Annotated in this window: 20 protein-coding genes; 10 read left to right on the forward strand and 10 right to left on the reverse strand. The window is 65.7% G+C overall.

The features are described from left to right. Positions 1 to 257 precede the first annotated feature (257 nt). From AC5592_RS04260 to AC5592_RS04275, 4 genes are all read left to right on the forward strand, one after another. Complete coding sequence (locus AC5592_RS04260; RefSeq protein ID WP_198163750.1) at positions 258 to 1,523, forward strand: cytochrome P450 family protein; 1,266 nt, start codon at positions 258 to 260, stop codon at positions 1,521 to 1,523. Positions 1,524 to 1,957: 434 nt separating this feature from the next. After that, positions 1,958 to 2,797: an N-acyl homoserine lactonase family protein gene (locus AC5592_RS04265; protein WP_063063472.1), complete on the forward strand. Its 840-nt coding sequence runs from the start codon at positions 1,958 to 1,960 to the stop codon at positions 2,795 to 2,797. Beyond that, positions 2,794 to 3,909: an NDMA-dependent alcohol dehydrogenase gene (locus tag AC5592_RS04270; protein WP_063063473.1), complete on the forward strand. Its 1,116-nt coding sequence runs from the start codon at positions 2,794 to 2,796 to the stop codon at positions 3,907 to 3,909. The genes AC5592_RS04265 and AC5592_RS04270 overlap by 4 nt, the downstream gene beginning before the upstream one ends. Before the next feature lie 59 nt (positions 3,910 to 3,968). After that, complete coding sequence (locus AC5592_RS04275) at positions 3,969 to 4,826, forward strand: mycofactocin-coupled SDR family oxidoreductase (protein ID WP_063063474.1); 858 nt, start codon at positions 3,969 to 3,971, stop codon at positions 4,824 to 4,826. A gap of 108 nt (positions 4,827 to 4,934) precedes the next feature. Here AC5592_RS04275 and AC5592_RS04280 read toward each other — a convergent pair whose 3' ends face one another. After that, the gene (locus tag AC5592_RS04280) at positions 4,935 to 5,192 is read right to left on the reverse strand and encodes an alpha/beta hydrolase family protein (RefSeq protein WP_198163751.1); all 258 of its coding nucleotides are present in this window, start codon (positions 5,190 to 5,192) and stop codon (positions 4,935 to 4,937) included. Then, positions 5,141 to 5,716: a hypothetical protein gene (locus AC5592_RS04285; protein ID WP_498974557.1), complete on the reverse strand. Its 576-nt coding sequence runs from the start codon at positions 5,714 to 5,716 to the stop codon at positions 5,141 to 5,143. The genes AC5592_RS04280 and AC5592_RS04285 overlap by 52 nt, the downstream gene beginning before the upstream one ends. Positions 5,717 to 5,827: 111 nt before the next feature. On the opposite strand from AC5592_RS04285, the gene AC5592_RS04290 reads away from it, so the two are divergent. Then, entirely contained in the window at positions 5,828 to 6,709 is an 882-nt protein-coding gene (locus tag AC5592_RS04290; protein ID WP_063063475.1) for a helix-turn-helix transcriptional regulator, read from the forward strand. Between the two features lie 535 nt (positions 6,710 to 7,244). Then, the gene (locus AC5592_RS04295; protein WP_198163752.1) at positions 7,245 to 8,384 is read left to right on the forward strand and encodes a lactonase family protein; all 1,140 of its coding nucleotides are present in this window, start codon (positions 7,245 to 7,247) and stop codon (positions 8,382 to 8,384) included. An 11-nt stretch (positions 8,385 to 8,395) separates the two neighbouring features. Here AC5592_RS04295 and AC5592_RS04300 read toward each other — a convergent pair whose 3' ends face one another. From AC5592_RS04300 to AC5592_RS04325, 6 genes are all read right to left on the reverse strand, one after another. Then, positions 8,396 to 8,551, reverse strand: a complete 156-nt coding sequence (locus tag AC5592_RS04300) for a hypothetical protein (protein WP_157121557.1) — start codon at positions 8,549 to 8,551, stop codon at positions 8,396 to 8,398. Continuing rightward, the gene (locus tag AC5592_RS04305) at positions 8,548 to 8,940 is read right to left on the reverse strand and encodes a nuclear transport factor 2 family protein (RefSeq protein WP_063063478.1); all 393 of its coding nucleotides are present in this window, start codon (positions 8,938 to 8,940) and stop codon (positions 8,548 to 8,550) included. The genes AC5592_RS04300 and AC5592_RS04305 overlap by 4 nt, the downstream gene beginning before the upstream one ends. Positions 8,941 to 9,008: 68 nt before the next feature. Beyond that, positions 9,009 to 9,992, reverse strand: a complete 984-nt coding sequence (locus AC5592_RS04310) for an alpha/beta hydrolase (protein WP_063063479.1) — start codon at positions 9,990 to 9,992, stop codon at positions 9,009 to 9,011. A gap of 1 nt (position 9,993) precedes the next feature. After that, entirely contained in the window at positions 9,994 to 10,743 is a 750-nt protein-coding gene (locus AC5592_RS04315) for an SDR family NAD(P)-dependent oxidoreductase (RefSeq protein WP_198163753.1), read from the reverse strand. Next, complete coding sequence (locus AC5592_RS04320) at positions 10,740 to 12,692, reverse strand: flavin-containing monooxygenase (protein WP_063063480.1); 1,953 nt, start codon at positions 12,690 to 12,692, stop codon at positions 10,740 to 10,742. The genes AC5592_RS04315 and AC5592_RS04320 overlap by 4 nt, the downstream gene beginning before the upstream one ends. A 47-nt stretch (positions 12,693 to 12,739) precedes the next feature. Further along, positions 12,740 to 14,320 (reverse strand): AMP-binding protein, encoded by a 1,581-nt coding sequence (locus AC5592_RS04325; RefSeq protein WP_084506307.1) that lies wholly within the window; start codon positions 14,318 to 14,320, stop codon positions 12,740 to 12,742. A gap of 218 nt (positions 14,321 to 14,538) precedes the next feature. Between AC5592_RS04325 and AC5592_RS04330 the strand changes: the two genes are divergently transcribed. Both AC5592_RS04330 and AC5592_RS04335 read left to right on the forward strand, forming a co-directional pair. Further along, on the forward strand, positions 14,539 to 15,228 hold the full coding sequence (locus tag AC5592_RS04330; RefSeq protein ID WP_063063481.1) for a GntR family transcriptional regulator: 690 nt from the start codon (positions 14,539 to 14,541) through the stop codon (positions 15,226 to 15,228). A 125-nt stretch (positions 15,229 to 15,353) separates the two neighbouring features. Continuing rightward, positions 15,354 to 15,782, forward strand: coding sequence for an ester cyclase (locus tag AC5592_RS04335; RefSeq protein ID WP_195050167.1), 429 nt, complete (start codon positions 15,354 to 15,356; stop codon positions 15,780 to 15,782). Positions 15,783 to 15,895: 113 nt separating this feature from the next. On the opposite strand, the gene AC5592_RS04340 is transcribed toward AC5592_RS04335, so the two are convergent. After that, the gene (locus AC5592_RS04340; RefSeq protein WP_371507089.1) at positions 15,896 to 16,048 is read right to left on the reverse strand and encodes an acyl-CoA dehydrogenase family protein; all 153 of its coding nucleotides are present in this window, start codon (positions 16,046 to 16,048) and stop codon (positions 15,896 to 15,898) included. 171 nt (positions 16,049 to 16,219) lie between these two features. Between AC5592_RS04340 and AC5592_RS04345 the strand changes: the two genes are divergently transcribed. Beyond that, entirely contained in the window at positions 16,220 to 19,480 is a 3,261-nt protein-coding gene (locus AC5592_RS04345; protein WP_063063483.1) for a protein kinase domain-containing protein, read from the forward strand. Between the two features lie 78 nt (positions 19,481 to 19,558). Here AC5592_RS04345 and AC5592_RS04350 read toward each other — a convergent pair whose 3' ends face one another. Further along, positions 19,559 to 20,494, reverse strand: coding sequence for an alpha/beta hydrolase (locus AC5592_RS04350; protein WP_157121559.1), 936 nt, complete (start codon positions 20,492 to 20,494; stop codon positions 19,559 to 19,561). 265 nt (positions 20,495 to 20,759) lie between these two features. Between AC5592_RS04350 and AC5592_RS04355 the strand changes: the two genes are divergently transcribed. After that, on the forward strand, positions 20,760 to 21,953 hold the full coding sequence (locus AC5592_RS04355) for a lactonase family protein (RefSeq protein WP_157121561.1): 1,194 nt from the start codon (positions 20,760 to 20,762) through the stop codon (positions 21,951 to 21,953). Positions 21,954 to 21,956 lie beyond the last annotated feature (3 nt).

The following is a 21,956-nucleotide window of genomic DNA, read 5'->3' on the forward strand; positions in this document are numbered from 1 at the left end:
ACATTCACACACAGCCACTCGGCACGCATGGGTTTACTGGATGGTAGCCATGGCTAATCTGCCGTGGGGTCTCCCTGTTTCACCAATCCCTGTTTCACCCGATCGACACTGCTCGACCTCTCACCGATGCAAGCCTGGCCGACTTACTCGTTCCGGACCGCATCGGGCGCAAGTCAGAACGTTCGCCGAAAGGACTGAGAGACAGTGCATTACCTATGTTCAAGCTCGGCTATCGATTCGCCGGCCGGCGGTGGCCGGTGACAACCGAGATGGAAATCCTCGAACTGACCGACGACTTCTACCAGGATCCGCATGCGACCTACCGGGCGCTGCGCGAGCGCGGCCCCCTCCATCGAATCCGATTGGACGGTGTGGTCGGCTGGTTGATCGTCGATCACGACGTGGCCAAGCAAGCCTTGGCGGAGCCGAGCATCAGCAAGCGCATCGGGTCACCCGAGGGACAGGCCGTGCTGGCCAAAAACGGTGCGGCCGAGATGTTCAACACCGCCATCGGTGACAACATGCTGTTCGCCGATCCGCCACAGCACACGCGTCTGCGCCGCCTCGTGGCGAAAGCGTTCGCGGGCCCCGCCATCCGCGACCTGCAACCGAGAATCACCTCGATCGCCGACACCCTGCTCGACGACATCGGCGCGCGAACGACTGTCGACCTCATCGACAGCTACGCGTTCCGGCTGCCGATCGCGGTGATCTGCGAGCTGCTCGGGGTGCCCGACGACGACAAGGCAGACTTCCGTTCGTGGACCGCCGTGGTCGTCAGCGACACGGCCACGAACGAGGAACGCGCCGCCGCCGGGGTCGAATACTTCACCTACCTGACGAAGTTGATCGCCGAACGCACCGACGACCCTCGCGACGACCTGCTCTCCCACCTGATCGTCGCGAAAGACCACGAGGACCGGCTGGACCAGCAGGAACTCATCGCCATGCTGCTCCTGCTGCTGATAGCGGGGCATGAGACCACCGTCAATCTGATCGGCAACGCGGTACTCGAGCTACTCCGTGAACCCGCGATCGCCGAGCGGTTGCGCGCGGACCCCGAGGCGATACCCGCTTACGTCGAGGAGATCCTGCGCTGCCAGGGCTCGTTGCACCTTGCGACGGCCCGGTACACCGCCGCTCCGATCACGTTGGGCGATCGAGACATCGATGCGGACGAATTCATCCTGGTCTCGCTCGCCGCCGCCAACCGCGACCCCGCCCGGTTCCCCGAGCCGGACCGCATCGACCTCGAACGACCCGGGAACCGGCACATCGCCTTCGGGCACGGCATCCATCACTGTCTCGGTGCCCCCCTGGCCCGCATGGAGGCCACGACCGCGATCTCGAGGCTGCTGGCCACGTTCCCGGATATGTCGCTCGACGGGAAATTCAGTGACCTGTCCTGGCGAAAGAGCCTGCTGATTCACGGCTTGACCAGCCTGCCGGTCCGGCCGGCCGCTCGCCCCGATTCTCGTACGGTAGCGATCACCGACGCGGACCGCGTCTCCGCGATGGTCTGATCCGGCGGTCAGCGCGACGGGTGGTACATCGCGGCGATTCCTACTCCGGCTCGCTCTCAGCGATGTACCACTCCTCCATGCAGGACTGCGGCAGCGCCCAGGACCGTACGACCAGCGCCGCAGAGGCGGCATCAGCGCAGGTGAAGGCCAATATCTACTCATCTCTTGAATCTCAATTCGACAGACGATAATATTTCGCGCGGCATGTGATCCGCGGCACAACTCGCCCAGGCGTTCACAACGACAGAAGCCCGCGACTCTCGCGGCCTGGCTCGCTCGGGTGATCCGACCTCCCGATCGATGGGATCGCCAGGGCACGACCACAACCTCATCGACCCGACCCACGCGACTCATGCTTACAAATAATATTTAATGCTGAATCTGCTCAGCCGCAGCACATCGGCATCTCGACCAGGCACGACATTGGAGTCTCCATGGCAGCAACAAAAACCGTCCGCCGGGTGTGGGCGCTGGACGCACCGGAACTCACCGTGGACTGCGGCATCTTGCTGCTAGGCACGGGCGGCGTGCAGGAGACCATCCCGTCGCCGACATTCCTCATCGAACACGACGAGGGATTGATGATCTTCGACTCCGGCCTGGCCACCGCCGGCGCCGGAGACCCCGCCGCCGCGTACGGCGAGATGGCCTCAGCATTCCGGATCGATTTCCCCGAGCAGTACCGGCTCGATCGGCAGATCGAAGCCATCGGCTACACGACCCGCGATGTTCGTCGGGTCGTGTTGTCGCACATGCACTTCGACCACACCGGAGGACTGGATCTCTTCCCGCAAGCGCAGGGTTTCATCGGCGCGGGTGAGCTGCGCTACGCGAAGACGCCGTCGAACCTCGATGCGGCCTTCTTCCGGGAGGAGGACATCGCGGCGGCGCAGAAGATCGCGTGGAACGAGGTGCCGGCAGGATACGACCACGACCTCTTCGGCGACGGTAGCGTCACTCTGCTGTCGCTGCACGGGCATACGCCCGGCACGCTGGGCTTGAAATTGCGCATGCCCGACGAGAGCACACTCGTGCTCACCAGCGACGCGGCACACAAACGCGACAGCGTCGACCTGACCATCGGCATGCCGTTCGACGTGGACCGGCCGAACAAGAACAATTCGCTGCAGAAAATCAAACTGCTTGCCACGCAACCCGGAACCACGGTCTGGATCAGCCACGATCCTTCGGATTGGTCCGAACTGCGTGCCGCGGGCTCGGAAATCACCAGCGCCGCAACGCTTCGCGGCACTACCGAGACGGTGCCGGCGTGAAAACACTGGCAGCCGTCATCGACGAGGGCAGCACCGAACTCGAGTTGCGCGAATTGGAGGTCGACGAACCCGGTTTCGGCGAGGTTCACGTCAAGTTCGTCGCCTCGGGCCTCTGCCATTCCGACTACCACTTCATCGACGGCGTGCTCGGCGGTCGCACCCCGATCGTCCTCGGTCACGAAGGGGCGGGCATCGTCGAATCCGTCGGACCGGGCGTGACCCGACTACAGCCGGGCGACCACGTCGTCGGCAGCTTCGTACCGACCTGCGGCGCCTGCCGCTATTGTGCGACAGGCCGGTCGAGCCTGTGCGATATGGCCGCGGACACGATGAACGGCACCTTCCCCGACGGCCGCTTCCGCTATCACGACGCGCAGGGCCGTGACTACGGCAGCCTCTGCATGCTGGGGACCTTCTCCGAACGGGCCACGGTCATGGAACGCTCGATGATCAAGATCGATCCGTGGATTCCGCTGGAGGTCGCCGTCCTGGTGGGCTGCGGAGTGCCGACCGGCTGGGGCACGGCGACCGAGGCCGGCGCCGTGCATGTCGGCGACACGGTCGTCGTCTACGGAATCGGCGGGATCGGTATCAACGCCATCCAGGGCGCCGCCTTCGCCGGAGCGAAGTTCGTGGTCGCCGTCGACCCCGTGGAATTCAAGCGCGAGACCGCGCTGAAGCTCGGTGCCACACACGCTTTCGCGAGCGCCGAGGAGGCCGCGGCACGTGTCCACGAATTGACCTGGGGACAGGGCGCCGACCAAGCACTCGTCACCGTCGGGGTGGTCGACGAGAAGGTTGTCGGCGATGCCTTCGACATCGTCGGCAAGGGCGGGACCGTCGTGATCACCGGACTCGGCGCTCCCGAAGACCGCACCGTCCACGTCTCCGGCGCGGTGATGACCAAGTGGGAGAAGACGATCAAGGGCTCCATGTTCGGAACTCTCAACCCGCACCACGACATCGTCAAACTTCTGCGCCTCTACGACAGCGGGCATCTGAAGCTCGACGAATTGGCCACCCGCCACTACCGACTGGATCAGATCAACCAGGGTTACGCCGACCTGAAGGCCGGAAAGATCATCCGCGGCGTGATTCTGCACGGGAATTAGCCTGCCACGCACCGCAATTCGATCGCTCACCACTCTCTTCTCATCGAAGGACATCCACCATGGGACTTCTCGACGGCAAAGTCGCGCTCGTCACCGGCGCGGCCCGAGGACAAGGGCGCGCCCACGCCGTGACCTGTGCGCGCGAAGGCGCGGACGTGATCACGGTCGATCTCGCCGGTCAGCTGTCCACCGTGCCCTACCCGATGGGCACCGCCGACGAACTCGCCGAAACAGCCGAACTCGTCGAGAAATGCGGCCGTCGAGCCCTCACCGTCGAAGCCGACATTCGAGACCAGGCGGCGCTGGACCGGGCGGTTGCCCAGGGCGTCAACGCATTCGGCAAGATCGACATCCTCATCGCGAACGCCGGGATCTGGACGCGTAAGCCGTTCTGGGAGCTCACCGACGACGACTGGGAACAGATGATCGGCGTGAACCTCAGCGGGGTCTGGCGATCGGCGAAAGCGGTCACACCGCACATGATCGAGCGCGGGACCGGTTCGATCGTGATCATATCCTCGGCCAACGGACTCGAACCGGGACTGAACTACGCTCACTACGTCGCCGCCAAGCACGGGGTGATCGGGCTGATGAAGAACATCGCCCTCGAGCTGGCACCGCACGGCATTCGGTGCAACGCCATCTGCCCGGGGGTCATCGATACGCCGATGATCGACAACCAATCGGCCTACGACCTGTTCGCCGGTGGCCCCGGGGGCAATCGGGCCCATCTCGACGAAGGCGCCTATCACTTCAACGCACTCGGGAAGACCGCGGCACTCGATCCTCAGGTCATCGCCGACACGGCTCTGTACCTCAATTCCGGCCTCGCTTCGGTGGTCACCGGCGCCGTGATTCCGGTCGATGCCGGTCACGGTCTGCTGACCGGATTCAATCCGGCTCCCGTCAAGAGTTGATCGCCCGGTACTCCAGCGCTCCCGTAAAGGCGCTGGAGTACCAGGAGAGTTCTCGTTCCGATCCTGGGGACATGTCCGGCTCGGTGTCGTCCCGAGCCCTTCGCCCGACTACAGGTTCTCCGCGTAGAACTCCTGCAACCGTTCCAACGCCTGGTCGACGTATTCCTTCTGGTCGTACAGGTCGTAATGGCTGGCGCCCTTCACGACGAGAAGGCTCTTCTTCTCCGAGCGCGCTCGGTCGAACAGCTCGAAACCATCACGGTAGGAACCAAATCCGCCCGGCACGTCGCCGATGATGACCTGCAGTGGCTGGGTCAGCAAGACTTCGGCCAAGTGGAAGGCGTCGAAACCGAAGGCCGCCTCCAAGCCGGAGAAGCGGAGTTTATTGGGCGAGTGGGGATCCTGGCCACGTGGGGTGCGGTAGTACTCGACCGCGTTGACGATGTCGATAGCACTCCCTGACGAATCTCCGCGGGCGTACCCAGCGCATTGGTCCCGATGACATCCTCACCGAGACACACTCCCCGCGCGATCCCCAGATCGCGCAGTGCGCCACGAATCGTCCCCGCCGCGCACTGGAAATCGACGATACGCGCCGCATGGTCGGTGAGTACCAGGGCGACGGGGCTGCCGTCGAGTTCGGCCGCCGCTTGCCGGAGAGCGCGGCCGGCCGCGCGCACCAGACCGCCCTCAGCGTCGACCTCCTCGAGCACGAGGCAGGGTTCGTCATCTTCGCGTAAGCCGTTCATCCGTGATCGCGTCCAGGACAAGGCGATCTCGGCACGAGACGAACTGAGTTGACCCTGCGGCACGGCTGTGTGCACGAGAACACCACCTTTTCCGCCCACGACATCGGTGGCGGTCGACGATCCGAGCGGCTGAAGCACCATATTTCATACATCGTGCCTGGTGTATCGGTCGGTCGCGGCGAAATCCGGAACCGGAGGGTGGGAGTAAATTCTCCCAGGCATGCGCCCCTTGTCAGCGCATACCGTGGAGTTATGACCGACAGGGCGCCCCACCTGCGCGAACTGGGCGAATTTCTCAAGGCCCGGCGCGGCGAGCTCACACCCGCCGATGTCGGGCTGCCGCTGCGTGGCAGTTCCACCCGACGCGTCAGCGGCCTGCGCCGTGAAGAGGTCGCAGATCTGGTCGCCATCAGCCAGGACTATTACACCCGCGTCGAGCAAGGGCGCCTCGCTCCGTCGGAACAGGTCCTGGAAGCCCTTGTGCATACGCTGCGACTGGACGACGATCAGCGCGCCTACGTGGAGAGCCTTGTTCACCAGGCCGACCGTCGTAGCGCACCCAAGCGCCGCCAGCCGATCGTGCGGCCGCAGATCCAGCGACTGCTCGACCAGCTCACCGATACCCCCGCCTTGGTCTTCGGCCGCTATCTCGACATCCTCGCGTGGAATCATCTGGCCGCGGCGCTGCTTACCGACTTCTCCGAAATGCCGGTGCGGCAACGCAATTACGTGCGCATGGTATTCACCGACCCCGCCATGCGGACCCTCTACGCGGACTGGGAGGGGGTCGCGAAGACGTGCGTCGCCATCCTGCGCATGGATGCCGCGACCAACCCCGCCGATCCCCAGCTGTCGACCCTGGTGGGTGAGCTTTCCATCGCCGACCCACAGTTCCGGCAATGGTGGGCGGCTCGCCATGTCGCGCGGCAGGAATTCGGCAGCAAAACCCTGAATCACCCCGAGGTCGGTGAGCTGCCCCTGGACTGGGACACCTTCCGGTACGCGGGCGATCCGGATCAGCAACTGGTGCTGTGGTCGGCCCAGCCCGGAACCACCTCTCACGAGAAGCTACGCATTCTCACCTCATGGAACGCACCGGTGTCCGATACAGCGCAGGCCGACCGGAACTACTGACCGGGCCGCGCATGTCTTTCCCCACTCGAACCCACGTTCATGAACTACTGGACTATTTCGGCCGATGCGCCGACTGCGGTTATCCGGCCTCGGCGTCCCTGATCAGCCGTCACTACGCCGACGGGAGTTCCGACCACGAGATCATCGCGACCTGCGGACTGCCGTGCGGATGGCACGCGCCGGTCCCTATGACCCGGATGACCGGCCGGGAAGACTGACACTGAACTATCGCGCCGTTGCACCGAATGCGAAATCCGGTGTGGCCGTGCAGATTCAGCGGACGCTGTCGGGCCGGACTGTCCAATTTCCTGGACTTCACCACCCGTCGAGGTGCGTAGCGTCTCCCCGGAAGCAGAGATCGCCATCGTCATCCGCATGGATTCCGCCCTGGGGCATCGACCTCGGGCCGCGGGGTCGCGGAGCTTACGGCCACCCGGTCGAGGGCCGGATTTCCTGAGCCCTATTTCCTCGTCCAGGATGTGCGATCCGCTGCTTCGCGTGAGCGATGCCGCTCACCGGAAATACGGAGGTTGATGTGTTCGAGAATACGGCTCGCACGGCGAAAGGCGCCGCACTGGGGTTGGCGGCGGCGGTAGCCCTCACGTGTGGCGGCTGGGCCGGGTCGCCGATCGCGACGGCGGCCACGCCGGACCACTTCCTGGTCATCGCCGGCGCGGCGTCGTCGAATATCGAGGTTCTGCGCGTCGAGGACGCCGGCGCCCTGTCCACGGTTCCCGGCTCTCCCTTCCCCACCGGGACCGGCGCCCTGTCACTGACCGCAACGCCCGACGGAAACACCGTCTATGTCGCACATACGGTTTCGGGCACGATCAGCGGATTCCACCTCGGCGCCGACGGCAAGCTGACTCCTGTTCCCGGCGCGCAGCTCGACCTCGGCGCTCCGGCGGTCGGCTTCGTCGTCAGCCCCGACGGATCTCGCCTCTTTGCCACGATCGGCGGCGCCGTCAACGAAGTCCGTTCGTACGACATCGCCCCCTCCGGGGCGCTCACGCCCACCGGAGCGCCCCCCACACAGCTGCCGGGCCTGAGCGCACTGACCATGCCCACACTGTCTCCCGACGGCCGATTCCTGTTCACCGCCAGCTGGATCAACCTGACCGTGTCCAGCTACGCCGTTCAACCCGACGCCAGTCTGCGCCCGGTCGCCGGGCCGATATTCGCAGGCTTGCAGCCCACCCTGCAGAGTGTTACGCCCGACGGCCGCTTCCTCTATGTCAGCAATGAGGCCAGCGACGGTATCGCCGGCTTCGCCATCGGCCCCGACGGACAGCTGACCCCCACACCGGGCTCGCCCTACCGCGCCGGAGTCCTTCCGCACGGCCCGGCGATCACCGCCGACAGCAAGCGACTGTACATCGCCACCGCGATGAGCGACTCGATCGGCGGCCTCAGCATCGGCGACAACGGCGTACTGACCCCGCTCCCCGGCTCTCCTTACCCCGCCCCCGCGGCCACCCTGCCCGGCCGGGTCGTCCTCGACGAAGCGGCCCACCGTGTCTTCCTCATCGACGCACTGACAGCGCACGGCACCACACAGGTCCACTCATACTCCATCGCCCCCAACGGGAGCCTCGCCCCCACCGGAAACCCACCGATCGATACCGGACTGCTGTTCTCCGACGGACCGGACGCCACGCTGGTGACCCAGCGATAGGGCAGGCCTGATCAATCCCTCGCGAACTCGTCGTTCATCAACCGCTGCCGGCCCGGGCCGGTCACGATGTCGTCGCCGCGCCGTGCGCCCTGCACGAACGCACCATTCGCGACACTCGACAACGCCCACGGGGCCAGCAAGGTCGAGCCGCTCCAGTCGTGGATCATCTGCCGATAGGCGATCCGCCAGACACCCTCGCGGCACTCGACCCGATCGACGTAGCGGCCACAGAAGATGCTGACTTCCTCGCTGCCGCTTTGTTTTGGAAGGTGAGCACAATCGCCTCCGAGAATGCTCGGTCGCCGTCGACCTCGACCAGGTGGTTGGTGACCGCGTGGGTCGTCCATTCGGTTCGGGCGAGTTTGGCGGCGACGATCCGGTCGGCGAATTCCCACGCCGGACCGGCGTCGGCGCCGTGGTTGTCAAAGGCGTCCGGCCAGAACGCCTGCTTCACCAGTTCGGCATCGCACCTGTCGATGCCCCGGCAATATGTCGACAACAGGTCCGCGATGGCCTGCTTGGCCGACATCTCCTCGAGCCTTCGGTCATCGACCATTGCGTTCCTCCTTCTGTGGCGGCGACAGTTCGGCGCCGGCGTATCCGGCGGTCGCACGGTTATCGGCGTCACAGCATGCGCAGCCATCGAACTCGTCCGGCCATCGAACGAACGGACGCGTCCGTCCGGGGCGCGACCCATTCGAAAGAGTGTGTGACACCGGGGATTACGTGGAGCTCGGTGGTTACACCGGCCGCCGCGAGGCCGGACGCGTATCGAACCGTCTCGTCCCGGAAGATGTCGATCTCGCCCACCTCGAGATACGCCGGTGGGAGACAGTGAAATTCGGTGCATCGGCCGGGCGCGGCATACGGTTCGACATTCCCGTCTCGGAAGTGCTCTCCGAGCAGCGCGCGCCATCCGGTCTCGTTGTCGTCGTAGGTCCACAACGCGTGGGGCGCGATATGCGGGTCCGGGTCGATCGTACGGTCGTCCAGCATCGGTTGGACGAGCATCTGGCGCGCGATCGGTGGGCCACCGCGGTCGCGGGCCAGCAAAGCCACCGCGGCCGCGAGTCCGCCACCCGCACTTTCTCCGACCATGCCGATTCTGCCCGGATCCACGCCGAGTTCAACGGCGTTCTCGTGCAACCACACCACAGCGGCGAAGCAGTCCTCGACGGGTAGCGGATGCGGATGCTCGGGAGCCAGCCGATAGTCGACCGCCAGCAGTGGAACGCCGCTGTCGGCAACATATTTCGCGATCATCCGATCGAATACCGCGACACTGCCGAGGATCATGCCGCCGCCGTGCAGGAACACTGCCGCCGGCCCCGCTCCGCGCCCCGGCGGCTCGTACCAGGTTGCCGGGATACGCCCGCCGTCGGCGGTGACGATCTCCCGCGACGAGCGCGTGATCTGTTCGTTCTCGGGTAGAGCCAGGGACAGGCGCCGGAGCAGTGTGGTGACCAGCGTCCGGCGAGTCGCCCAGTCCCCCACCGGAGGTGGTGTGGCACGGGCCATCGCCGACAGCAGTGGCGCCGCCGCATTCGCCAGCTGTGGGTCGAGCGGAAACGGGGTCGGTACTCGCACCTCATCCGCCGGGATGGCCATCTCAGGCCCCGACCTTCACGGCCTGTCCGGTCACATTGCGGCTCTGTGTGCTCGCGAGGAACATGATCACGTCGGCGACCTCGTCCGGTTCCCCGTCGCGCTCGAACAGCCGCTTCGAACGGTAGGCGTCGACATATTCCGGAGCCACTCCGGCCGTCAGGCGTTCGTTCCAGATCAATCCGGGCACAACGGCATTCGCGCGAATACCGAATGCCGCGCCCTCGACGGCCAGGGCCTTGGTAAGCCCGAGAACGCCTGCCTTCGCGGAGGCGTAGGCCACCTCGCCGAACGGCGCGGGAGATTCCGACGCCAGCGAGGAGACGTTGACTATCGCCGGCGCCGCCGATCTCCGAAGCAACGGCCAGGCGGCGCGGGCATGCAGGAAATGGGATGTGAGCGACGTGTGCAGTACCGTCTCCCAGCTTTCGAGAGTGGTTTCGGGAAACGGCGAAAGCTGGTTCAGTCCAACGTTGTTGATCAGCACATCGAGCCGCCCGTGCCGGTCGGCGACGCTCGCGAACAGTTCCTCGACCTCGGCCTCGGCGGCGGCATCGACAACCCTCGACGTCAGGCGATCGCCAGGGTTTTCCTCGACGAGTTGTGCGGCGAGCTTGTCCAGACGTTTGGCACTGCGATCGGTGATGACGACCGTGGCGCCCTCGGCCAGTAGCCGACGAGCGATCGCGGAGCCGATTCCCGCGCCGGCGGCGGCGTTCACCAGTGCGATGCTGTGGTCGAATCGGTTCGTCACTGTAGGGCCTCCGCGGATTGGTCGGTGCGCACGCCGAGCCGGTAGTCCGACAGGTCGGCGTCCTTGGTCATATGCCACCAGTCCACGACCCGCCATGGATTGGCCACCACGACGCGGCCGCGGGCGTTGCGGTAATAGGTGGAGAAGCCGGGGTGGCTCCAGATCATCCGCTGATGGGCGGCGTCGACATCGTCGTTGTACTTGTCGTTGACCTCGGGGCGGCATTCGGCGACCGTCGCGCCGGCGTCGAACATCTTGGCCAGCAGGCTGGTCACATAGCGCATCTGGCATTCGAGATAGAAGATCAAGCTGCCCCCGTGCCCGGCCTGGGTATTGGGACCGTACAGTGCGAACAGGTTCGGGAAATCCGGGACGGTGGTGCCGAGGTACGCGCGCGCGTCGTCGTCACCCCATACCTCGCGAAGTGTGCGCCCTGACCGGCCGGTCACTTCGAACGAGGACAGGAAGTTCACGACGTCGAATCCGGTGGCGAACACGATGACATCGAGTTCGACCTCTCGTCCGGACGCGAGTCGGATTCCCTTCTCGGTGATCTCGGTGATCGAGTCGGTGACCAGCTCGACATCGTCGCGCCGCAGCGTCCGGTACCAGCCGTTGTCGAGCAGGATGCGTTTCCCGCACGGGGGGTAGGTCGGAGTGGCCTTCTCGATCAGGTGGGGCCGTCCCTCGAGCTGGGCTTCGAGGTATCGGGTGAAGAACCGGCGGTGACCGTCGTTGATCGCGTTGATCGAGCGCTCCTGGTGCGGCCACCGCGGATCCTTGTGGAAGGACTCGTAGAGAGTGTCGTTGAGCACCCACGCCAGCCGCTGCCGATACCAGGACCGGTACAGCGGCACCTCCCGCAACAGGAATCGGACCGACTCGGGCACCTCGGTGCGGAACTTCTCGAACGGCGCTACCCAGTGCGCGGAGCGTTGGAACACCGTCAGCGCGTCGACGGATTCCGCGATGGCGGGCACGACCTGCATCGCGCTGGCGCCGTTGCCGATCACGCCGACACGCTTGCCCGCCAGATCAGCATCCTCCGGCCACGTCGCCGTGTGACACCACATTCCTCGAAAGCGGTCCAGCCCAAGGATTTCCGGGAGTTTCGGCTTTCCGAACGCGCCGACTCCGCTGACCACGATGTTCGCGCGAAGTGCGTCGCGCTCGCCGTCGGGCCCGGCGGTCTCGACGGTCCAGAGCCCTTCGTCCTCGTCCCATCGCGCCGCGGTCACTTCGGTGGAGAATCTGATCGAGCCCTCGATTCCCCACTCGGCGGCGACATTCTCGAGGTAGTCGTGGATCTCGTCCCGGTCGGCGTAATAGTGCGGCCAATCGGCCTCGACGGTGGAGAACGAATACAGATAGCTCGGCACGTCGACGCCGCACCCGGGGTAGCGGTTGTTCCACCATGTACCACCCACGCGCTCACCGCGTTCCACGACAGTGCAGTCGATGCCGATCTCGCGCAGGTTATGCGCCGCGAGCAAGCCCGAGATGCCTGCGCCGATCACGACGGCCGAGAAGCCGGGCGGCGGCGCGGGCACATCACGAGCCCGGGTCACCCTGCCACGAGCCGCATTCAGATCATCGGCGATCATGGGTCCGTACTCCGCCGGCACCTGCTCGCCGATCGAGACCGACAGCATGTGTGTCAGCAATGTCTCGTCCGGTTCCGGGATCGCCACCGGCTGCCCGTTGTGCCATCGGGAGATGGCGGCCGCGGCCGCCGCGCGGATCTCATCCTGGATCGGCGCGGGAAGACCACCGGAGTCGTTCTCGTCCAGGCCGCGGCCCCGGGTGGGCCGGTAGGGGTCCGCCAACCAGCGCCGCTCGCCGGTCAGTTGCACCAAGACCATGAGCAGGGTCGGAATATTCGCATCGCGAACCGCATCCCGGACGACCGAGTCGTAGCCTCGGGTGGTCGCGCCAAGGTCACACGTCATGAAAACTCTTTCCGTGGAGATGAATTCGATATCGGCTCGACGGGCGGCTATCCGTTCACCAACCGGTCCCGCCCCACCCAGAATCGCTTCCGCACCTCGCGCCGCATGATCTTTCCCGTACCGGTTTTGGGCAATTCGTCCACGAATTCGACGGAACGGGGCCGCTTGTAGGCCGCGATGGAATCCAAACAGGCGGCCTCGATCTGTTCCGCGCTGACCTGGTATCCCTCCCGGACGGCGATCACCGCGTGCACCGTTTCGCCCCATCGCTCATCCGGAATTCCGACGACAGCGACCTCGGCCACTCCGGTGAGTGTGTAGATCGCATTCTCGACTTCCGTCGGATACACATTGAATCCGCCGGAGACGATCATGTCCTTCTTGCGGTCGACGACGTACAGGAACCCGTCGTCCATGCGCCCGATATCGCCGGTGGCGATCCAGCCGTCCGCCAGAATCGTCGCAGCCGTTTCCTCGGGCAGATTCCAATAGCCCGCCATCGCGGCGTCGCCACGTACCTGGATTTCCCCCGCCTCGCCCGGGGCGGCGACTCGATCCTCCGATGCCATCACTCGCATGTCCACGAACGGGCTCACCCGCCCCGCCGCCGCCAGCCGCTCCGGAACCCCCGCGGCCGGATCGAACACATGGTCCTGCTTGGAAAGCCACGTGTTATAGGGCATCTCGGTGAGACCGTACGATTGGACGAATACCGGGCCGAATGCCTCGAGGGCTCGCACCAGCCGGTCCGGTGCCATCGGCGACCCGCCGTAGAGCACGGTGTGCACACTCGAGAAGTCGTAGGAACCGCCCTCCAGCACCGGCAACAGCATGTTGATCATGGTGGGAACCAATGGCAGGACCGTCGCGCGCTGCGCGGTGACGACGTCGACGAACTCGGCCGGATCGAAGTGGCTCAGCGCGATCTGCCGTGCGCCCCGTAGGAAATAGGCCATCATCGCGTACCCGCTCAGATGAGTCAGCGGGGCGACGTGCACGAGCACATCCGAGGCCCCGGCGCCCGGTACCTCCACCAAAATGTTGCGCAGAATCGCCAGAAGGCTGCGGTGGGTGTGCATGACCCCCTTCGGCCTGCCGCTGGTTCCCGACGTGTAGGGCATCCAGACCAGGTCGTCCGGCCGGATCTCGACATCGTCCGCTTCGACCTCGGCGTACAGCGAGTCGAGGGGCACGACATCGCCGGCCGACGTGTCGTCCAGGCTCACGATCACGCCCTCGAAGGGCGCGAGCGCGGCGGCCGCATCGGCTACCCGCTCGCCGTCGACGATGACGATCCGCGCGGCGGCGTCGCGCACGATCCCTGCCACCTCACCGGGATGCAGCCGATAACTGAGCGCGACCCGCACGAACCCGCCGATCGCCAGCGCATGATCGATGACGAAACACTCCGGACGATTCTCCGTCAGGACGACAACACGGTCCCCCTTGACGGCGCCGAGTGATCGCAGGCCGGAAATCAGCCGGCGTGCCCGCGAGCCGAGTTCGCGATAGGTCAGAGTCGCACCCGATGGCTCGACGACCGCCGGCAGATCCGCGTAATCGAGATAGCCGCGCCGCAGCACCGACGCGACGGTCGGGCCCCTCTCGGGCCGCACGATGTCGTTCACGCTCAGGTCCCCTCTCGGCGAGAATAATATTTAGTATACAGAATTCTGAGGGCAGTAGGTACGGCGTCCTCGGCACCGCTGTGTGGAGGAGCGAGCGCGAGCAGAATCGGATACCGGAGCCGATATACTTGATCTTCTGACTCGGCGTATCCGGGCCGAGTTACGACGACCCGGTCGGCCGACACGATGAAGACGCAGCGCGGAGGTACTCCGGTCACATGACAGACAACGCCACCGCTTCACCGCGGGCAGTCACTCTTCCCGCAAGCCTGAAACAGGTTGCCATGGATGAGATTCGGCGTCGAATCTTCACCCGCGAGTTGAAGGCCGGCGCGAAGGTCGATCCCGAAGCCCTCGGCTCGGAACTCGGCATGAGCAAGATCCCGGTCCGCGAAGCCCTGTCCGCCCTCGTCGGGGAAGGCATCATCGAACTGATACCCCGTCGCGGAGCGTTCGTGGCTCCGATGTCCAAGCGCGACATCGAAGATCACTACTGGATGCTCGCGGTCGTATCCGGCCGTGCGGCGGAACGAGCTGCCGAAACCCTGTCCGAATCGGCACTGACCGAGCTCGAGAAGCTCGCGAACCTGATGGAACGCGCTGCCACCGAACCAGAACGTGACCAGGCGGCGTTCCGCTTCCACAGCCTGATCAACCACGCCGCGCAGTCGCCACGGATGAATACCGTCCTGCGCATGCTGGGCACCCCACTCCCCCTGGGACTCTACGAATCCCACTCCCGCCTGGCCGCCGACGCGGATGCCGAACATCGAGAAGTGCTCGCCGCCTTACGATCCCGCAAGCCGGCGGCAGCGCGAAAAGCGATGGAACGCCATTTTCTGGAGGGTGCCAGGGCATCGATCGCCGCGCTGGAGGCCCAAGGATTCTGGGACGAGCCCGCGACGTAACCGATCGCGACGCCGGACTGCGCGGCGGGCGAGTGTCCAATTTCTCGGACACCTCCCGCCGAATGCTCGAAATATGGTCGATGGTACCCGGATTCGGGCCGACCACTTTCGATACGGAGGCATATATGAGCGAGCTGCTGGGCGGCTTCATCGAAGCGCACTACCAGGGATTGAACACCGGTGACGTGGAGCTCGCGGCGAGCCCGTTCGCCGACGACGTGGCGTGCGAATTCCCTTCCGGCCCACTGTCGGGCATCGGCGAACTGCGTGGCATGATCCAGACTTTCATCACCGCGTTCCCGGATCTGAAGATCGAGGTGCGCAACATCTGGCACGACGGTGACGGCGCTGTCGCCGAGGTGAACTTCTCGGGAACGCACACCGGGCCACTGGCCACGCCGCAGGGAGAAGTACCGCCGACGGGCCGCGCAGTCCGGTTCCCGCTCATCGACACCTTCGCCGTGCGGGGCGGCAAGGTCGTCGAGCACCGCGGCTATTGGGACAACGCCGCATTCCTGACCCAGCTTGGACTGCTGCCCGCCGCCGTGGCGTGACAACGCGAGCGAAAGACTAAGGCGCCGAATGACATCGACGGCGCCTGGCGACGCCGGAGCGCATCGGTCGCGCTCCGGCGACCGGGCGTCGGCCCCACCGAGGGCGACGCCGATCAGCGTTCGGAGTAAGTCTCCAGCAGCCGCCGGCCGATGATCATGCGCCGGATATCGACGGTACCTTCGCCGATGAGCAGCATCGGGGCCCCTCGGTACAGGCGCTCGATATTCCTTGGCGAAACCGTCTCCGCCGTGGATGCGGAAGGCATCCTCTCAACATGCCGGATTCCTTCGGTCCGGCGACGCAGACAGTGTGCTCCGCTCGGGGAGTAATTGCCGGTAACCGCATCGACACGGTGATCTTCGGCGATACGCTGGCTTCGGTGCCGGGTAGGCGCGTGCCGCCCAGCCCCGGAAACGCCTGGGCATGCATATGACGAATGACTGACGACGACCCGCAGCAGACGCGTCGTGAGGTGGTTGCGCCTCTCGCGGCGGAACTGGCGGCTGCCGGTTTCGAGGATGCCGTCGAGATCGCGCGCGGCGGCTTCGGCGTGGTGTATCGATGCCGGCAGGACGCACTGGATCGAACGGTCGCGGTGAAAGTTTCGGCCACGGAGTTGGACCCCGACAACCGGGCCCGGTTCGTTCGCGAGCAGCAGGCGATGGGCCGGTTGACCGGGCACCCGAACATCGTGACCATCCTTGAGGCCGGTTGCACCGCGAGCGGGCGTCCATACCTGGTGATGCCGTACCACCCGGCCGATTCACTGGATCGCCTGCTCCGCGAGCACGGTCCGATTTCGTTGCGGAAGGCGCTCTCGATCGGGGTGAAGATCGCTGGGGCGCTGGAGAGCGCCCATCACCTCGACATCGTGCACCGCGATGTGAAGCCCGGAAACATCCTGCTCACCGACTACGGTGAGCCGGCGTTGACCGACTTCGGGATCGCCCACATCGCCGGTGCCTTCCGGACCGCCGCGGGTACGTTGACCGGATCGCCAGCCTTCACCGCACCCGAGGTGCTCGAGGGCGGCACACCGAGCCCCGCTTCGGATGTCTACGGGTTGGGCGCCACCCTGTTCAGCGCGCTCACCGGCCATGCGGCATTCGAACGGCGCACGGGAGAGAACATGGTGACGCAATTCCTGCGCATCAGCACCGAACCGGTACCCGACCTGCAGCGCGACGGCATACCCGGGGACGTGGCAGTCCTCGTGACGACGGCGATGAGCCGCGACCCCGGCGACCGTCCCTCGGCCGCCGCATTCGGTGAGTCCATTCGCCGGATCCAGCAGCGCCTCGGATTCCCGGTCGACGATATGGCACTGCGGGGCGAGCCCGACTCCGATGTGCGGGAGACCGGAGTTGTGACCCCGGCATCGCATTCGGGCAGCGGACGCGGGAATCTGCCGGCGGAGTTGACGAGTTTCATCAACCGCCGCCACGAATTGTCCGAGATACGGAACCTTCTGACGTCCTCCCGGCTGGTGACGCTGACCGGCATCGGTGGTGTCGGAAAAACGCGGCTGGCGCTGCGCGCTGCCTCGGCTCGAAGACAGGACTTCGCCGACGGAACGTGGTTCGTGGAGCTCGCCGACGTCACCACCCTTTCGCTTCTGACCAGCGTGGTCGCGGCTACTCTCGGCATCCGGGACGAACCGGACGCATCGTTGCTCGAGGTGCTGATCAAGCGTCTCAGCACCACGACGGCGCTGCTGATCCTGGACAACTGCGAACAGCTGGTGGAGCCCGCGGCAAAACTGACCGATACCGTCCTGCGGAACTGTCCTGATTTGCGCATTCTCGTGACGAGTCGCGAACCACTGAACATCGCCGGCGAGTCGGTGGTCCGGGTGGCCCCGCTGACCACACCCGGCGACGAGGAACCCGCCCCTCAGCGACGCCGCTTCGACGCGATGACATTGTTCAGCGAGCGCGCCGCCGCTGCCGTGCCGGGCTTCCAGCTCGACCACAAGAACCAGGCCGCCGTCGCCCAGATCTGTGCCCGGCTGGACGGCTTGCCGCTCGCGATCGAACTCGCCGCGGCCCGGCTGCGTTCGATGTCCGCCCAGCAGATCGTGCAACACCTCGACGACCGCTACGCACTTCTCACCCACGGAAGCCGCGCCGCACCGACGCGGCAACAGACGCTGCGATGGTGCGTCGACTGGAGCTATGCCATCTGCACTCCGACCGAACAGCGCGTCTGGGCCCGGCTGGCCGTCTTCGCCGGCACGTTCGAACTCGACGCCGCCGAACACGTGGCGGGCCGGGACCTGACACCGCACAGCGCACTCGATGTGCTTTCCGCTCTGGTGGACAAGTCGATTCTGATCCGAGAAGAAGTCGATACCGTGGTGCGCTTCCGGATGCTCGAGACACTGCGCGAGTACGGCCGACAGCGGTTGCACGAGTCGGGTGAGTATCACGAACTGCGTCGGCGACACCGCGACTGGTACCAGCAGTTGGTCCTGGACGCCGAGGCCGGCTGGCTCAGCCACCGGCAGCCCGAATGGATAGCGCGCATAGACCGGGAGCAATCCAATCTCCGTGACGCACTGGATGCCATGCTCGGCGACGAAACCTCCGAAGCGGCCGACGCAGCACTGCGCACCACGGCCGCGTTGTACGAATTCTGGTTCTTCCGTGGACAATACGGCGAAGGAAGGCTCTGGCTCGAGCGTGCCATCGCCCGCACCGACGCCCGGTCGATTCCTGATCGCGCCAAGGCGCTCCGGGCCGATATCCAGCTCGCTGCCGCACACGGCGACTTTGCTGCCGCGCAAAACTCATTGCAGATGGCACACCTTCTTGGTGAACAGGACGCGCGCCCCAGCGTCCGGGCACAAATCGATCACGCCGACGGCATACTCGCCCTGATCCGCGGCGACCTCGCTCGCGCGTGTACATCACTCACGAATGCGGTCGAGGTACTTCCCTCACCGAAGCCGTCCGTGATGTACGTCAATGCCATGGCCTACCTCGCCTGGGCATACGAAATGCGCGTGGACATGGCGCAGACAGCCGCCTGGTGCCGGAAGCTGCTGTCCATCACCGAAACGTCCGGCGAGTTGTCCTACCGCTGCGGGGCGCTTCGCGGACTGGGTGTGGCCGCCTGGCAGCACGGCGACGCATCGCGCGCGGAGCGACTGATTCACGCCGCGCTGCAACTCAACCGCACCTTGAACAGCCCCGTGGCGGCCGCATTCTGCCTCGAGTCGATGGCCTGGATCGTGGCCGACGCCGATCCCGAACGCGCCGCGGTGCTGCTCGGTGCGGTCGATGACATCTGGCAGGTCGTGAGCAGGGCCGCGACGATCTATCCGACGATCGCGCCCTTCCACCAGGAATGCGAGCAGGTGGCGCGCCGCGCTCTGGGGGTACGGAAATTCGATTCGGCATTCCGGCGCGGCCGATCAATAGGTATGGACGGCGCGGTCGCCGTCGCACTCGGACAGGCACACACCGGCGCCGCCTCTCGCTCGCCCGCCACGTTGACCAAGCGTGAGCGGCAGGTCGCCGATCTGGTCGCACAGGGACTGAGCAACAAGCAAATAGCCGCCCGGCTCGTCATCTCCCAACGCACTGCCGAAGGCCACGTCGAACATATCCTCACCAAACTCGCGTTCACCTCACGCGCACAAATCGCGGCCTGGGTCGCAGACGACGCCCAGCAGCGAACGCCGGACGAGGCGTGAACGCTCAGTGTGGCGGTCGATGGCGAAAGCGCGTGGGCCACCGGGGTTTCCGGTGGCCCACGTCGTGGTGTCGAGCGGTCAGCTCAGGTGCTTGCGGTAGAACGGCACCAGGTTCTCCAGTGCGACACCGGTCGGGCCGGGCTTGTCGTACAGGTCGTAGTGGGATGCGCCTTCGACGACGACGAGCTGCTTGTCCTTGGACGCCGCACGGCCGTAGAGCTCCATGCTCAGGCGGTTGGAGGCGAAGGCGCCGACCTTGTCGCCGATTACGACGCACAGCGGCTGCGTCAGGAAGATTTCCACGCGGTCGTAGGCGTCCCAATCCGCCAGCGCCGCTTGGCGAGCGAAGTTGAAGCTGGTCTTCCCGCCGGGGGCCTGGCCGCGGTCGGTCTTGTAGTACTCGGTGGCCTCGACGACGTCGATATCGGTGATACCGGCCTGCTTCGCCGCCTCGACCGACGGAGGCAGCAGATCGTTGATCACCTGGTCTTGGCCGCGCGCTTCCGCGGTGCGCTGCGCGGCGATGGCCTCGAGCATGCCCATCGGGTTGTACTCGGAGAAGCCCTCGCGCATGAGCCGGCCGACGTTGCTGCCGACGACGGTGCCGAGCGCCTTGATCCGGCGGTCGATCTTGGTGGCCGCCACGGAGTAGCCCGCGCCGCCACAGATCCCGAGCACACCGATCTTGTCGGCGTCGACGTAGGGCAGGGTCACCAGATGGTCGATCACGAAACTGAAGTCGCTGGTCCGGAACCCGGGATCCTCGACCGAGCGCGGATCACCGCCGCTGTCGCCCTGGAAACTCGCGTCGAAGGCCGCGACCACGAAGCCGGCCTCGGCCAGCGCTTTACCGTAGACATTTCCGGAGGTCTGCGCCTTGCAACTGCCGGTAGGGTGGCCGGAGACGATCGCGGGATATACCTTCGACTCGTCGAAGTTCGGCGGATAGTAGATGTCGGTCGCGATGTCCCAGGCCCAGCCCTTGACCGCCACGGTCTCGATGTTGTCTGCCATGATGTTCCGTCCTGTTCGCTGGCTACTCTTCGGTTATAAGCCCAAGGTATGGCCGTTTCGGCAGCAGCGGCAGGCCGAGACGCTGCCTAGGAACGATCCTTCCCAGCCAACGTGAGAGGTCCGTGCCTCACCGTCGGCGGCGGCCACGATTGCGCGGCGCATGGCTTCCGCAGAACTGCGGGACGACCGAGGTGTTCACGATCGTCGCGAGACTGTCCAATTCACTGGACAGTCGGTGCGGTCTACCAGCCATAGGCTGCGCACCATGACATCTGATTCAACGGTGACAGGTCATGAGGGGATGCGCGTGGTGGGCGCGGACACGGGAACCGGCAGGACCGGGCGTACCGGCTGGGGGATGGCGATCGCGGCCACCGTAGTTCTCGGCTGCGCCGCGGCGGCCCAGCCCGCGGTGGCGGCACCGGCGGCCTCGGATGCCGGTTACCACATCTACGCCCATGGCTTCATGAGCGACGGGATCGTCGGATTCAGCGCTTCCGACACCGGGCAGCCGATCCCGCTCTCGGGGCGGGCCGCGACCGGTTTGCCGAACTGGGCGCAGGCGCCGTCGCCCGACGGCCGGTTCTTCTACGCCGCGCCCACTACCGATCCGCGGCTGATCTCTTACACCATCGGCCCGGACGGTGGCCTGTCGCCGCTCGCGACGATGCCGCTGCCCGACACTCCGGTCGATATCGCGTTCGCGCCCAACGGTCGCGATGGATTCGTCACGGTGGGGGCGGTGAACGCGGCGATCGTGCCGATCCGGATCGGCAGCGACGGCGTCGCGGTGCGCAACGGTTCCGCCGTCCCGGTGGGCGGCGCGATCGATGGTCTGGGCTCGGCCGCGGTCTCACCCGACGGCCGCAACCTGTATGTGGCCAGCGTCACCGGCCGCCAGCTGGTGGTCTTCGACATCCGCGCAGACGGCACCTTGTCCGAGGCGAAGCAGCGCCTGGCAGGTGGCATCAATCCGCTCTATCCGGCCATCACTGCCGACGGTCGGCATCTGTTCATCACCAACGAGCTCAGCGCTACCGTGCAGGCATTCAACCGCGCCGAGGACGGGACGCTGAGCGAGGTCGCCGGATCGCCGTACCCGGCGGGCCTGCTGCCGCACATCGCGAGCACCACCCCGGACGGCCGCTACCTGTACGTGCCCAATATGGGATCGTCGTTCATCAGCTCCTACGCGATCCAACCCGACGGGACCCTGCGCCGACTGCCCGACGTCGACTTCGCCCCCGAACCCGGCGTCAATTCCGAATCATCGGTGATGTCGCCGAGCGGGAAAGCGCTGTGGGTCCTGGGCACCGATCCCGCGCGAGCCGGTGAGGAGGTGCTGCGCCGCTTCGCCATCGGCGACGACGGAACTCTGGTTCGCGACGATTCCACGGCCCGCTACACCGGCACCACGGTCGCGGACGGCCGGACGCTGACGCTGGTGCCCGCAGTCTGAGCG

It is taken from the genome of Nocardia violaceofusca NBRC 14427, assembly GCF_963869435.1.
GTDB classification, from domain to species: domain Bacteria; phylum Actinomycetota; class Actinomycetes; order Mycobacteriales; family Mycobacteriaceae; genus Nocardia; species Nocardia aobensis.

What these genes read in the sequence shown, in the direction of transcription:
- AC5592_RS04265 (WP_063063472.1), top strand. Translation starts at nt 1,958, where the DNA reads ATGGCAGCAACAAAAACCGTCCGCCGGGTGTGGGCGCTGGACGCACCG.
- AC5592_RS04275 (WP_063063474.1), top strand. Translation starts at nt 3,969, where the DNA reads ATGGGACTTCTCGACGGCAAAGTCGCGCTCGTCACCGGCGCGGCCCGA.
- AC5592_RS04285 (WP_498974557.1), bottom strand. Translation starts at nt 5,716, where the DNA reads ATGGTGCTTCAGCCGCTCGGATCGTCGACCGCCACCGATGTCGTGGGC.
- AC5592_RS04290 (WP_063063475.1), top strand. Translation starts at nt 5,828, where the DNA reads ATGACCGACAGGGCGCCCCACCTGCGCGAACTGGGCGAATTTCTCAAG.
- AC5592_RS04300 (WP_157121557.1), bottom strand. Translation starts at nt 8,551, where the DNA reads ATGATCCACGACTGGAGCGGCTCGACCTTGCTGGCCCCGTGGGCGTTG.
- AC5592_RS04305 (WP_063063478.1), bottom strand. Translation starts at nt 8,940, where the DNA reads ATGGTCGATGACCGAAGGCTCGAGGAGATGTCGGCCAAGCAGGCCATC.
- AC5592_RS04310 (WP_063063479.1), bottom strand. Translation starts at nt 9,992, where the DNA reads ATGGCCATCCCGGCGGATGAGGTGCGAGTACCGACCCCGTTTCCGCTC.
- AC5592_RS04320 (WP_063063480.1), bottom strand. Translation starts at nt 12,692, where the DNA reads ATGACGTGTGACCTTGGCGCGACCACCCGAGGCTACGACTCGGTCGTC.
- AC5592_RS04330 (WP_063063481.1), top strand. Translation starts at nt 14,539, where the DNA reads ATGACAGACAACGCCACCGCTTCACCGCGGGCAGTCACTCTTCCCGCA.
- AC5592_RS04335 (WP_195050167.1), top strand. Translation starts at nt 15,354, where the DNA reads ATGAGCGAGCTGCTGGGCGGCTTCATCGAAGCGCACTACCAGGGATTG.
- AC5592_RS04340 (WP_371507089.1), bottom strand. Translation starts at nt 16,048, where the DNA reads ATGCCTTCCGCATCCACGGCGGAGACGGTTTCGCCAAGGAATATCGAG.
- AC5592_RS04345 (WP_063063483.1), top strand. Translation starts at nt 16,220, where the DNA reads ATGACTGACGACGACCCGCAGCAGACGCGTCGTGAGGTGGTTGCGCCT.
- AC5592_RS04350 (WP_157121559.1), bottom strand. Translation starts at nt 20,494, where the DNA reads ATGGCAGACAACATCGAGACCGTGGCGGTCAAGGGCTGGGCCTGGGAC.
- AC5592_RS04355 (WP_157121561.1), top strand. Translation starts at nt 20,760, where the DNA reads ATGACATCTGATTCAACGGTGACAGGTCATGAGGGGATGCGCGTGGTG.